The 12,836-nt window shown below is 70.9% G+C and carries 8 protein-coding genes and 2 pseudogenes; 8 read left to right on the top strand and 2 right to left on the bottom strand.

All coding sequences use genetic code 11. The annotated features are described in order from the left end of the window. The 5 genes from KBI5_RS21700 to KBI5_RS21680 all read left to right on the top strand — a co-directional run. On the top strand, positions 1-425 hold a 425-nt coding region (locus KBI5_RS21700; protein WP_116289991.1), incomplete at its 5' end, for a GDP-mannose 4,6-dehydratase. Between the two features lie 121 nt (positions 426-546). Beyond that, a complete protein-coding gene (locus KBI5_RS21695) occupies positions 547-1,899 on the top strand; it encodes a hypothetical protein (protein WP_085016285.1) in 1,353 nt (450 codons plus the stop codon). Next, positions 1,896-3,233, top strand: coding sequence for a glycosyltransferase family 4 protein (locus KBI5_RS21690; RefSeq protein WP_085016284.1), 1,338 nt, complete (start codon positions 1,896-1,898; stop codon positions 3,231-3,233). Before KBI5_RS21695 ends, KBI5_RS21690 begins: the two co-directional genes overlap by 4 nt. A 13-nt stretch (positions 3,234-3,246) precedes the next feature. Next, a complete protein-coding gene (locus KBI5_RS21685; protein WP_085016287.1) occupies positions 3,247-8,073 on the top strand; it encodes an alpha-(1->3)-arabinofuranosyltransferase family protein in 4,827 nt (1,608 codons plus the stop codon). A gap of 219 nt (positions 8,074-8,292) precedes the next feature. Continuing rightward, positions 8,293-9,438 (top strand): HoxN/HupN/NixA family nickel/cobalt transporter, encoded by a 1,146-nt coding sequence (locus tag KBI5_RS21680; protein WP_241883090.1) that lies wholly within the window; start codon positions 8,293-8,295, stop codon positions 9,436-9,438. 76 nt (positions 9,439-9,514) lie between these two features. Here KBI5_RS21680 and KBI5_RS21675 read toward each other — a convergent pair whose 3' ends face one another. After that, complete coding sequence (locus KBI5_RS21675) at positions 9,515-10,483, bottom strand: pirin family protein (RefSeq protein WP_085016283.1); 969 nt, start codon at positions 10,481-10,483, stop codon at positions 9,515-9,517. A 389-nt stretch (positions 10,484-10,872) separates the two neighbouring features. Here KBI5_RS21675 and KBI5_RS21670 point away from each other — a divergent pair. Continuing rightward, positions 10,873-11,202, top strand: a pseudogene (locus tag KBI5_RS21670) (AAA family ATPase); the annotation flags it as partial. A gap of 341 nt (positions 11,203-11,543) precedes the next feature. On the opposite strand, the gene KBI5_RS25970 reads toward KBI5_RS21670, so the two are convergent. Then, positions 11,544-11,786 carry a hypothetical protein gene (locus KBI5_RS25970; protein ID WP_166793628.1) on the bottom strand — a complete coding sequence of 81 codons (243 nt, stop codon included), beginning with the start codon at positions 11,784-11,786 and terminating at the stop codon, positions 11,544-11,546. Positions 11,787-11,998: 212 nt separating this feature from the next. On the opposite strand from KBI5_RS25970, the gene KBI5_RS21660 reads away from it, so the two are divergent. Next, positions 11,999-12,295 (top strand): hypothetical protein, encoded by a 297-nt coding sequence (locus KBI5_RS21660; protein WP_023842106.1) that lies wholly within the window; start codon positions 11,999-12,001, stop codon positions 12,293-12,295. Positions 12,296-12,311: 16 nt separating this feature from the next. After that, a pseudogene (locus KBI5_RS21655) lies at positions 12,312-12,836 on the top strand (hypothetical protein); the annotation flags it as partial.

The raw sequence follows: 12,836 nt of genomic DNA, 5'->3' as shown, positions 1-12,836 counted from the left end.
GGAAGATCTCGCGGGCGGTGGCGCGGATTTCGTTGGGGTTGCAGGACTCGTTGTCGTTGGGGAATCTGGAGTCGCGGCGGGACTGGGGTTTCGCGGGGGATTACGTGGAGGCGATGTGGCGGATGCTGCAGCAGGACGCGCCGGACGATTATGTGGTGGCGACCGGGGAGACGCACAGTATCCGGGAGTTGTTGGATGTGGCGTTCGGGCGGGTGGGGATCTCGGACTGGTCGGGGTTCGTGCGGCAGGATCCCCGGTTTTTCCGGCCGGCTGAGGTGGATGTGCTGGTGGGGGATTCGTCGAAGGCGCGGGAGGTGTTGGGGTGGAAGCCGCGGGTGGGGTTCGAGGAGTTGGTGGCGATGATGGTGGACGCCGACGTCGCCACCGAGACGGAATCGGCCGACAAGGCACTGACAATCCGTTGAGCACCGTTCCCGGACGTACCAGGCGGCCGACCACCCCGGCGCGGGTGAACCGGCCCCACGCGGGCATTCCGTTGCGCGGGGCGGGGAGTACCCCTGCGTATGTCGTCGGGGAGGACTCCGCATGAAGCGCAATACCGCCCAGCCGGGCGGCGCGTCGGCCGCGATCGCGGCCGACGGCTGGACGCTGCGTAAACGCCTGAAACAGACCCGGGGCACCCGGCTGCGGGGGGCGGTGCGCGGCGCCATCCCGCTGGCGCTGGCCGGCCTGCTCGCCAACCTCGCCAACATGGGCGTCACGCTGATCATCGCACGCGCGCTGAGTACCCGATCCTACGGCGCGGTCGCCCAACTGATCGCGATCTTCTTCATCGTGTCCATGCCGGGCAGCGCCCTGCTCGTGGGGGTGGTCCGGCGGATCACCACCTGGCAGCACAGCGGGCAGTTGGACCTGGTGGCGCAGTGGGTCCGCCGGGTCCGCCGGGTCGGGGTCGCGCTCGTGCTGGTCGTCGCCATGCTCGCGGTGGCCGCTCGGGGCTTCGTGGCCCACGAACTGTCGCTGCCCGGTCCCGGCGGCGTCGCCGAGATCGTGACCGCCGGTGCCGCCTGGTGTCTGCTCTGCGTCGACCGGGGGTTGCTGCAGTGCGGCCGGCTCTATCCGGCGCTGGCCGCCAACCTGCTCGTCGACGCCGCGGTGAAGACGGTGTTCACGATCGGGTTGGTGCTCGCCGGTCTGGACGAGACCGGCGCGGCGATCGCCGTCCTGCTCGGTGTGCTGGCCGCCCTCGCCCACACGCGGTCCACGCTGCGCCGCCACCCGGACGCGGTCGTGGGAATGTCGCCCGAGCCGGGCTCGCCCGCGGCGCCCACGGCCCGGCTGGCCGTCGAGGTCGGCACCGCTCTCGTCGCGCTGGCGATGCTCGGCCTCCTGCAGAACATCGACGTCCTCATGCAGGGCCGGCTCGCCCCCGACCGGTCGGGCTCTTACGCGGCCGTCTCGGTGGCCAGCAAGGTGCTCGTACTGGCGGCGGTCGTGCTGGCCGGCTTCCTGCTGCCGGAGGCCGCCGATCGACGACATCTCGGACAGCACGCCCTCCATCAACTCGGAGCAACGCTAGCGATACTCCTCGTCCCCGCGCTGGGGCTGCTCTCCGCCGCTCTCCTCGCACCCGACACACTTCTCTCCCTGGCCTTCGGCCCTCGCTTCACCGATGCCTCCGGCGCGCTTCTCCCCTTGGCCGCAGCGATGACCTGTCTCGGAGCTACCGTGCTGTTCACCCACTACCTGCTCGCTCTCGGCGAGCGAGGCGTACTGCTGGCCMTGGGGCTGGCCGCCGCCGCGACCGTCCCCCTCATGCTGTGGGCGGACGGATCACCGACGAGCACCGCCCGCGCCGACCTCGCCTGCCAGGCCGTGCTGGCCATCGTCACCGGCCTGTCGGTGCTCGCCGCCGCCCGTCGGACGGCTCGGGCATGAGCGCCGCGAGCAATCGGCGCGGCCCCGGCGCGACGATCCCGCCGACCCCCGCGGGCCTCGTCGTGCCACCGGCCGTCCCGGTCCCGCCGGGCCTCTTGGCCGCGCAGGTGGGAGCGCCCGGGATCGAGGCCGCGCCGCACCGGCCCTCCCTCGCCGAGCTGGTCGAGACTTCGGGGCTGCGCCGCGTGCACATGCTGGCCTGGCGTGACCTCGACGACCCCGAGTCGGGCGGGTCGGAGCTGCACGCCGACAAGGTCGCGGAGCTGTGGGCGCAGGCCGGCATCGACGTGAGCCTGCGCACGGCCGTGGCGTCCGGCCATCCGGAATCCGTCCACCGCAACGGCTACACGGTGGTCCGCAAGGCGGGCCGGTACTCGGTCTTCCCGCGCACGGCGGTGTCCGGCGCGCTGGGCCGCGGCGGGCCCTGGGACGGCCTGGTCGAGATCTGGAACGGGATGCCGTTCTTCTCTCCGGTCTGGGCCCGCTGCCCCCGGGTGGTGTTCCTGCACCACGTGCATGCCGAGATGTGGCGGATGGTGCTGTCCCCGAAGCTGGCCAGGATCGGCGAGACCGTCGAATTCAAGATCGCACCACCGCTGTACCGGCGTACGCGCATCCTGACGCTGTCCCCGTCGTCCCGGCACGAGATCATCGACCTGCTCGGCCTGCCGCCGCGCAACATCTCGGTCGTGCCGCCGGGTATCGACCCGTCCTTCTCCCCCGCCGGCGAGCGCTCGCCGCATCCCCTCGTCCTCGCTGTCGGGCGTCTGGTGCCGGTGAAACGGTTCGACGTCCTCATCGACGGGCTCGTCCACGCCCACGACGAACATCCGACGATGGAGGCGGTCATCGTCGGCGAGGGCTACGAGCGGGTGGAGCTGGAGAAGCGGATCTCCGCTGCCGGAGCCGGCGGCTGGCTGCGCCTCGTCGGGCGGGTCGACGACGACGCCCTGCTGACGCTGTATCGGCGCGCCTGGGTGCTGGYCTCGGCCTCGGCCCGTGAAGGCTGGGGCATGACGATCACCGAGGCCGCCGCCTGCGGCACGCCGTCGGTCGCGACGAAGATCGCCGGACACACCGACGCGGTCGTCGACGGCGAGACCGGCGTGTTGGTGGAGGATCCGGCCGACCTGGGCAAGACACTGGCCGGCGTGCTGACCGATCACGATCTGCGCGCCCGCCTGTCCGCCGGGGCGCTGGCGCATGCGGCGACCTTCACCTGGGCGCAGACGGCTCGCTCGACGTTCGCGGCGCTAGTCCGGGAGGCGGCCCGGCATCAAGGCCGCCGCTCMAGCGCGGCCCGGGCCGCGGACCTGGTTGGGCCGCACCGGTGACTGCGGTGATCCGGTGACCGTGACCACGTCGCCCTCCGGTCCGGCCTCGTCCGATCGCCCCGCTTCCGGTCGCCCCGAGTCCGGTCGCCCCGAGTCCGGTCCGGCCTCGGCGGCGATCCGCCGGCGGCGACCGCCCTCTTGGCCGACCCTGGTGCTGGCCGCCGTGGCGTATCTGCCGCTGCTGGCGACGGCACCGGGAAAGATCGGCGCCGACACCAAGGCATACCTCTACCTCGATCCGAGCCGGATGCTGCGCCGAGCGGTCTCCATGTGGGACCCCGGCATCGGCATGGGCACCGTCACCCATCAGAACATCGGCTATCTGTTTCCGCAGGGCGCCTTCTACTGGCTGCTGGATCTCGTCGGCCTGCCCGACTGGGTCGCGCAGCGGCTGTGGACGGGCTCCATCCTGTTCGGCGCCGGCACCGGCGTGCTGTTCTTGCTCCGCTCGTTGCGCTGGCCCGACCGCTTCGCGTTCGTCGCCGCGTTCGGCTACATGCTCTCGCCCTACATCCTGGAATACGAGGCGCGGATCTCGGCGATCCTGCTGCCCTACGCCGGACTGGGCTGGCTGATCGGCATCACCGTGCGCGGGTTGCGCGAGGCGGAGCCCGGCCGGGCCGGCTGGCGTCCCGCCGGATGGCGCTTCCCCGCCGCCTTCGCCCTCGTGGTCACGACGATCGGCAGCATCAACGCCTCCAGCCTGATCTTCATCCTGTTCGCCCCACTGCTGTGGATACCGTTCGCCGTCTGGGGTACCCGCGAGGTCCGACTCGGCGCCGCCGTGAGTATGTGCACCCGTGCGGTGCTGGTCGTCCTCGTCACGTCGGCGTGGTGGATCGCGGGGCTCTACACCCAGGCCGGTTATGGCCTCAACGTCCTCGCCTTCACCGAGACGATCGAGACGGTCGCCAGCAGCTCGCAGGCCTCCGAGGTGCTGCGGGGCCTGGGCAACTGGTTCTTCTATGGACAGGACGCGCTCGGTCCGTGGATCGGGCCGGCCACCCACTACACCCAGAGCATCTGGCTGATCGCGGTCAGCTTCACCATACCCATCCTCGCCCTGATCGGCGCCTCGGCCATCCGCTGGGGCCAGCGCGGCTACTTCGTCGCGCTGATCCTGCTGGGCACCACGATCGCCGTCGGCGTCTACCCGTACGACGATCCCTCTCCCTGGGGACGGCTGTTCAAGGACTTCGCCGAGGGATCGACGGCCGGTCTCGCGCTGCGTTCGCTGCCCCGGGCGGTCCCCATGGTGGCACTGGGCATGTCGGTGCTGCTCGCGGGCGGGCTCGCAGCTCTCTGGGAGCGGTACGCGGCGGCCGGTCCGACCGCTACGGCTGCCCCCGGTGGGCGGCCGGTCCGGTCGGGCCGGCGCCGACGGCTGGTTCCGCCGCTCGCCACCGGGGTGGTCCTGCTGTTGCTGGCCCTCGACATGTCACCGCTGTTCCGCGGCGAGTTCGTCGAGCCGTTACTCGAACGCCCCGAGCACGTCCCCGCCTACGAGACCGAACTCGCGCGCGCCCTGGACACCAGGAACAACGGCACCCGGGTGCTGGAGCTTCCCGGTGCCGACTTCTCCCACTACCGCTGGGGAAGCACCCTCGACCCGGTCACCGAGGGGCTGATGGACCGTCCGCTGGTCATGCGGGAACTCATCCCCTACGGCGAGGCGGGCAGCGTCGACCTGGTCCGCTCGCTGGACCGCCGGCTGCAGGAGGGGGTGTTCGAGACCTCCGCCCTGCCGGACCTCGCCCGGTTGATGGGCGTAGGCGACGTGGTGCTGCGCAGCAACCTCGCCTACGAGCGGTACCGGACCCCGCGCCCCCGGGCCACCTGGAACCTGTTCACCTCGAACAGACCGGACGGGCTGGGTGTACCACAGACCTTCGGACCGCCGGTTGCCGAGGATCCCGGCATCCCGTTCACCGACGAGGTCACCCTCGGCACCGACCCGTCGGTGCCCGATCCGCCGGCGCTGGCCGTCTTCCCGGTCAGCGGCGCGCAGCCGATCGTGCGCACCGCCACCACCGCGCGGCCCCTGCTCGTCAGCGGCAACGGGGAGGCGCTGGTGGACGCGGYGGCCTCCGGCCTGCTCGCCGAGCCAATCGCCGACGGGCGGGCGATCCTCTACGCCCCGGAACTCGCCACCGATCCCACCGCGATGCGCCAAGCCCTCGACGACGGTGCGGACCTGCTCGTCACCGACACCAACCGGCGGCGCGCCGAACGGTGGACGGGCATCCGGGAGAACTTCGGCTACGTCGAGCAACCCGGAGTCAGGCCGCTGGCGAAGGACCCGAACGACAACCGGCTGCCGCTGTTCCCCGATCAGAACGTCACCAGCGAGACCACAGCCACCCTGCACGCCCCGGGATCCCCGGCGAAGATCGCCGAGGTGACCGCCACCAGCTACGGGAACAGCTTCTCCTACGGGGCGTCCGACCGACCGGTCCGCGCGATCGACGGCGACCCGGGCACCGCGTGGCGGGTCGGCGCCTTCACCGACCCGACCGGGGAGGCCTGGCAGACCACGCTGGCCGAGCCGACGACGACGAACCAGATCCGCCTCGTCCAGCCGCTGACCGGGCCGCGCAACCGGTGGATCACCCGGGCGACGCTGACCTTCGACGGCGGCTCCCCGGTGACCGTCGCGCTCACCGACGCCTCCCGCACCGCCGCCGGGCAGGTCGTGCGCTTCCCCACCCGGGCCTTCCGAACGTTACGCATCCACATCGACGCGACGAACACCGGCCGGCAGCGCAGCTACGACAACGTCTCCGCGGTCGGGTTCGCCGAGGTCGCCATCCCCGGAGCGAACGGGGCACCGCTGACGGCCGAGGAGGTGCTGCGGATGCCGAGTGACAGCCTCGACGCCGCCGGTGCCGCCTCCCTCGGCCACCGGCTGGCACTGGAGGTGTCCCGGGACCGGGCCAACCCGTCGGAACCGTTCAAGCAGGACACCGAGTCGGTCATCAGCCGGTCGTTCTCCCTGCCCACGGCCCGGACGTTCGCGCTCACCGGCACCGCCCGCGTCTCCGCCTACTCCCCCGACGATCGCGTCGACCAGGTGCTGGGCCGCCCGGCCACCCTCCCGGTGGTGACCTCCTCCGGCCGGCTGCCGGGATCGCTCGCCGCGCGGGCGTCGAGCGCCTTCGACGGAAACCCGGCCACCGCGTGGAGCCCGGGCATCGGCAACCCGCGAGGCAGCTGGATCCAGGTCGCCTCGCCGACCCCGTTGACGGTCTCGTCGATGACGATGTCGATCGTCGCCGACGGTCGGCACTCGATCCCGACCCGCATCGGGATCGAGGTCGACGGCCAGCGGGTCGGCGCGGTGACCGTGCCTGYGGTCACCGACACCTCGGCGCGCGGGGGCACCCGCGAGGTGACCCTCACCTTCCCGGCCGTCACCGGCAGCACGTGGAAGTTCGTCATCGACGATGCCCGGACCGTCACCAGCATCGACCCCATCAGTCGCTCGCCGCTGGCGATGCCGGTGGGCCTCGCCGAGATCGGGATACCCGGCCTCGCGACCGTGCCTGCCGCGGGCACCGGTCAGCCCACGGCGGGCACCGGTCAGCCCACGGCAGGCACGGCAGGGAGCACCGCGACGGGGCTGTTGCCGGCCCAGATCCCCGCGCCCTGCCGGACCGACCTGCTGAGCATCGACGGTCAGCCGGTGGGGGTGCAGGTCACCGGGGGCACCGCCGACGCGGTCAACCGGCTCGGGTTGACCGTCGCCACCTGCGGCCAGCCGGTCACCCTCGGCCCGGGGGAGCACGTGATCCGGACCGCCGACGGGGCCCTCGCCGGCATCGATCTCGATCGCCTGCTGCTGGCCTCGGACGTCGGCGGCGGCCCGTGGCTGAACGCGACCGGCGCCGCCTCCGCCGTCTCCCCCGCCGGGACCCCACCGGCCGCGACGGGCACCACGGGAACGACGTCGGCCGCCACCGGAACGACGGGCACCACCGGAACGACGGGCACCACCGGAACGACGGGCACCACCGGAACGACGTCGGCCGCCACGCCACGGGTGACGGTCCGATCGGCCGGCGACACATCCTTCACCGTCGACGTGACGGGGGCGCGGCCCGGTACCCCGTTCTGGCTGGTGCTCGCGGAGAGCCTCTCCCCGGGTTGGAAGGCGACCGTGGGCGGCGCCGACCTGGGCACCCCCAGGYTGGTGGACGGCTACGCGAACGGCTGGCGGATCACCCCGACGGCCGCCGGGTTCACCGTCACGCTGACCTGGACCCCACAACGGATCGTGTGGTTCGCCCTGGCGCTGTCCGCGGTGACGGTGCTGCTCTCCCTAGCACTGGTGATCTTCTACACCCGCCGAGCCCGCGCGACCGTGGCCACGCGGGCGTCCCGGTCGTCCCGGTCGTCCCGGGCACCGGAGCCGGATCTGCCGACAGCCGAGCCGTGGTCCGTCCGGGCGGGGCGTGTCGGCCCGCGCACCACCGTGCTCGCCGTGTTGGGGATGGGTCTGCTCTCGGCGGTGCTGGTCTCCCCGGTAGCGGGGGTCATCGTCGCCTTGGCGACGGCCGTGGCGCTGCTCGTGCCCCGCGGCCGGCTGCTGACCCGCGTCGGCCCGGTGGTCTGCCTGGGCGTCAGCGCCCTGTACGTGCTGCAGGTGCAGGCCCGGCATGCGCTGCCGACGGACGGAGACTGGGTCGCCGCGTTCGGGAAGGTGGCGACGATCTCCTGGCTCACGGTGCTGCTGCTGGCGAGCGACCAGCTCGTCGCCCAGCTGCAACGACGGCGCGAGGCGGGGCAGCCGGGCCCGCCGTCTCCCCGGACGGGCCCGGGGGAGGAGCCTCCGGGCCACTGAAGGTCGGGCGAGCGGAGATGCCCAGCGACCGGAGATGCCCAGCGACCGGAGATGCCCAGCGACCGGGGCCGCGGCTCGCGGCGGCGGCAAAGCTCCGCATCATGGATGCTTCTGCAACTTAGTTGCAGAAGCATCCATGATCTGGTTATCGTTCCTCTGCCCGCCGCACAAAAACTTCCCCGTCCACGTCGGCGGGTGCACCGCGAGGGGAGCCCTGCCATGGTCGCGCAGGCCGGCACCATGCCGAGGGGGGGTCTTCCYGCCCGGGTCCGCGGGGCGCTCGACCGCCGGGAGTGGGCGCGTGTCGGCGGCATGGCCGCGGTCATCGTCGGGCTACACGTGATCGGCTGGGTGACGCTCACGGCAATCATCGCGCCGCACCACTACCGCTTCGGCGCCGACGGCCAGGTCTTCGGGGTCGGTCTCGGAGTCACCGCCTACATCCTCGGCCTGCGCCACGCCTTCGACGCCGACCACATCRCCGCGATCGACAACACCACCCGCAAACTCATGACCGACGGTCAGCGCCCACTTTCCGTCGGCTTCTTCTTCTCCCTCGGCCACTCCACGATTGTGTTCGCCCTGATGYTGCTGTTCAGCGTGGGCGTCCGCTCCCTGGCCGGGCAGATCGAAGCCGACGGCTCGACCCTGYACGACATCACCGCCTGGATCGGCACCGCCGTCTCCGGCGGCTTTCTCTACGCCATCGCCGCGATCAACCTCGGCATTCTCCTCAGCATCATCAGGGTCTTCCGGGACATGCGCCGCGGCGGGTACGACGAGGCCGGCCTGGAAGAGCAGCTGAACTCCCGCGGGCTGATGAACCGCGTCCTCGGCCGCTTCACCAGGGCGGTCACCCGACCCTGGCAGATGTACCCGCTCGGCGTGCTGTTCGGTCTCGGCTTCGACACCGCCACCGAGGTCGCCCTGCTCCTCCTCGCCGCCGGCGCCGCCGGAGCCGGCCTGCCCTGGTACACCGTCCTCGTCCTGCCGATCCTGTTCGCCGCCGGCATGAGCCTGCTCGACACCATCGACGGCTCGTTCATGAACTTCGCCTATGCCTGGGCCTTCTCCCAACCGGTCCGCAAGCTCTACTACAACATCACCATTACCGGGCTGTCCGTCGCGATCGCGTTCCTCATCGGCAGCGTCGAACTGCTCGGCATCCTCGCCGAGAAGGCACATCTCACCGGCGAGTTCTGGGGCTGGATCGCGGGTCTGGATCTCAACGTCGTCGGCTACTTCGTCGTCGGCCTGTTCGTCGCCACCTGGGCCGCCGCTCTGCTGGTCTGGAAGTACGGCCGCATTGAGGAGAGGTGGGCGACGGGCCGGCCCGAGGACGGCCGGGTCGAACCCACCGGCTGACCGCCTGGCGTCCGGTTCGGGGACCACCGACAGCACGGGCCGGGCGGCCGCCCCGAACCCCGGAATGCCGTCGGGTTCAGGCGCGATGCGGCATAAGTGCGTTCGCCGGAATGACCCCGAGCCGGCCGGCCTGATAGTCCTCGACGGCCTGGCGCAGTTCGGCCCGGGTGTTCATGACGAACGGGCCGTACACCTCGACGTGTTCCCGGATCGGCCGACCGCCCAGCAGCAGGACCTCGAGGTTCGGCGAGGACGCGTCCTGCCGGTCGTCCGCGGTGACACCGAGCAGATCCCCCGTTCCGAAGACCGCGAGCTGACCGGCCCGGATCGCCGTGGCGTCCGGGCCCACCGTCCCCCGGCCACCGAGGACGTAGGCAAGGGCGTTGAACTCGGGGTTCCACGGCACGTRCACCGCCGCGCCGGGGGTCAGCGTCGCGTGGACGACGGAGATCGGGGTATGCGTGGCACCCGGGCCCCGGTGGCCCCCGGTGTCACCGGCGATGACCCGCAGCAGGGCACCGCCGTCCGGTGAGGRCACCAGGCAGACCTGGCCACCCTCGAGGTTCTGGTACCGCGGCGGGGAGAACTTGTCCTTCGCCGGGAGGTTCACCCAGAGCTGGACACCGTGGAACAGGCCGCCGCTGACGACGAGCTCCTCCGGCGGCGTCTCGATGTGGAGGATGCCCGCGCCGGCGGTCATCCACTGGGTGGCGCCGTCTGCGATCAGTCCGCCGCCGCCGTGCGAGTCCTGGTGCTGGAAGGTTCCGTCGATCATGTAGGTGACGGTCTCGAATCCGCGGTGGGGATGCCACGGGGTTCCCTTGGGCTCGCCCGGCCCGTAGTCGACGGCGCCCATCTCGTCCATGTGGATGAACGGATCCAGCTCGGCGAGCCGTGCTCCGGCGAAGGCCCGACGCACCGGGAAGCCCTCGCCCTCCAACCCGGTGGGCGCGGTGGTCATCCTCCGCACCGGACGGTCGACCTCGCCGAGCACGGGCTCAGCCAGCCGCGGCAGACGGACGGTATCGGCGGTGACGGCAGGCATGTCGTCCTCCTGGCGGGCTCAGGTCGCAGTTCGAGCAGTTCGAGCAGCTCATCCCGGCGCCTCTACTTGTAGATGCAACTACCAACCCGCGCAACCACGGGCCACCCTCGATCCTTCCCGCGAATTTTTTGATCATCAGGGCACGAGCGGGAATCGTTCACCCTCAGCGATAAACCCTGGGAACAACGGCAAGCTGAAAGGACTTCAGTGTAGGTGACTCAACTTCCTCACGTCAGGGTGGACCACATGCCACAGATCCGGGTGCTGCCCGTCCTGCCCATTGACGACGCCGTCGTGCTACCGGGCATGGTCGTGTCTCTCGACATGTCCGATGGTGAGATCCGAGCCGCCGTCGAAGCCGCCCGTGCCGGCGGATCCCGCGGCGCTCCCGGCGCGGCGGTGCCGTGCTGGCACTCGCCGGTCCGCCCGGCGTCGGCAAGACATCACTCGGCGAGTCGATCGTCCGGGCCATGGGCCGGTCGTTCGTCCGGGTCGCCCTCGGCGGCGTGYGGGACGAGGCGAAGATCCGCGGTCACCGGCGGACCTACGTCGGCGCGCTGCCCGGCCGCATCGTCCGGGCGATCCGCGAGACGGGTTCAATGAATCCGGTGGTGCTGCTCGACGAGCTCGACAAGCTGGGCGCCGACTACCGGGGGGACCCGACGGCGGCGCTGCTGGAGGTCCTCGACCCCGAGCAGAACCACACCTTCCGGGAGCATTAACATGTCGAAGGTACCATCAACGTATGGTAATCACACCAGGCGGGGGGAATACGCCCAGCAGCGCCACGGACTGACCCAGACCGGGCAGGCGCTGTGTCGTTCGAGAGCGGGCTGCTGACCGGCGGGATACGCCCAGCGGCGGTACTAGTGAGGCCCAGGGGAAATGTGGCATGATGGAAAACTCGGAAACGCCGCCCCGCCGACCTGAACCCATCAGACCCGGCCCAGCCGGACMACAAATCCCGAATACACGAAAACAGGACACGAATCCGACAACCCGTGCTCCCACGTGGCCAACGGTCCACCACTCCCCTCCATCCCGCCGGCCCGTGGCTATGTCAAGCGATGCCCATTCGGTAGGCCAGTCCGCGTAGATCACGTCCTCCGACGTTCGCTCTGGCACGCTGGAGCATGACGGCAACAGTCTCCCGCACGAGCGGGTGAGTCCGGACCAGCTCTGGCGCGAGCCGTTCCGCTTCGCGGAGTACCGCGAGGGCTTGTTTGTCCTTGCCGCGCGACTGGGCAAGTCCTCGGCCGAAATCGGTGAGGAACTGTGCGCGGCGACGTCCGGAACCGAGCACCGACGTATCCACACCACGCATGATCTCGGGTGCCTTCCCGCCGTCGCCCCGCTCGACTGCGATACTTTGGACAGGCCAGTCAGGCCGGCAAGGGTCTCAAGGGTCATGCCCCGGTAACGGCGACACGAACGGGTACGCGCGCCGATGGTGGTCGGTGCCTCCGGGCTCTGGCCTTCCTCGCCGCGTGCGGCGAGGACCCGGACACGCCGCATGTGCCCAGCCACACCATCGACCTGGGCTGGCACACCTTTCTGCTGCACACCAAGGAGTACAAGCTGTTCTGCCGGCAGGTCGCCGGCCACTTCATCCACCACGTGCCCGACGACGCGCCACCCGACCGCAGCATCAGCGCAGCCAGGCACGCTCGTACGATCACCCTGATGCAACAGGCCGGGTACGCCGTCGACCACGAACTGTGGGCGAAGTGCTCCACATGCTCCGACGAGGGCAACTGCTCGGCAAGCGGCAAGGACGGCGACGAAAATAAGGGCAGCCGGGTCCCCAAGTAGCGGAGTCGAACTTCCCATGAAGTGGAATGATCTGCCGACGCAGGTCCGCGACGCGGTTGAGGCGCAGACCGGACCCGTCACGTCCGCCGACTCGGTGGACGTCGGGGACGGCTGCGACCTCGCCGCGGTCGTGGATGCGGGTGAGCAGCGGCTGGTCGTCAAAGGCGTCCACGGCGGCGGCCGGCGAGCACGCTGGCTCCGTAACGAGCACACGTTCGGACACCTCGCCGCAGGAATCACGCCGAGTCCACGGTTCGCATGCCAGGTCGATGACTGGCTGCTGGTTGGCTTCGAGCATGCGACCGGCCAACCAGCGGACCTCATCCCCGGCTCTCCTGACCTACCCCGCGTCCGGGACGTCGTCAACGACATCTCCCGCCGGACCGGCGAGGGTCTGCGCTCGCTTTCCGATCGATGGCGCAACACGGGTTGGTGGGAGGATCWAAAAACGCTTCCAGCTAGAGTTTTCCCCGATTGGGACGTAGCCACCGCGGCCGTCCACGCGGGCGCTGTAGTCGACGCCGTGGCCGGGAACCGGCTG

Origin of the sequence: Frankia sp. KB5, assembly GCF_002099325.1 — a bacterium.
GTDB classification, from domain to species: domain Bacteria; phylum Actinomycetota; class Actinomycetes; order Frankiales; family Frankiaceae; genus Frankia; species Frankia casuarinae.
Note: the sequence above shows the minus strand (reverse complement) of the source record. Positions and strands in the feature narration are given on the sequence as shown.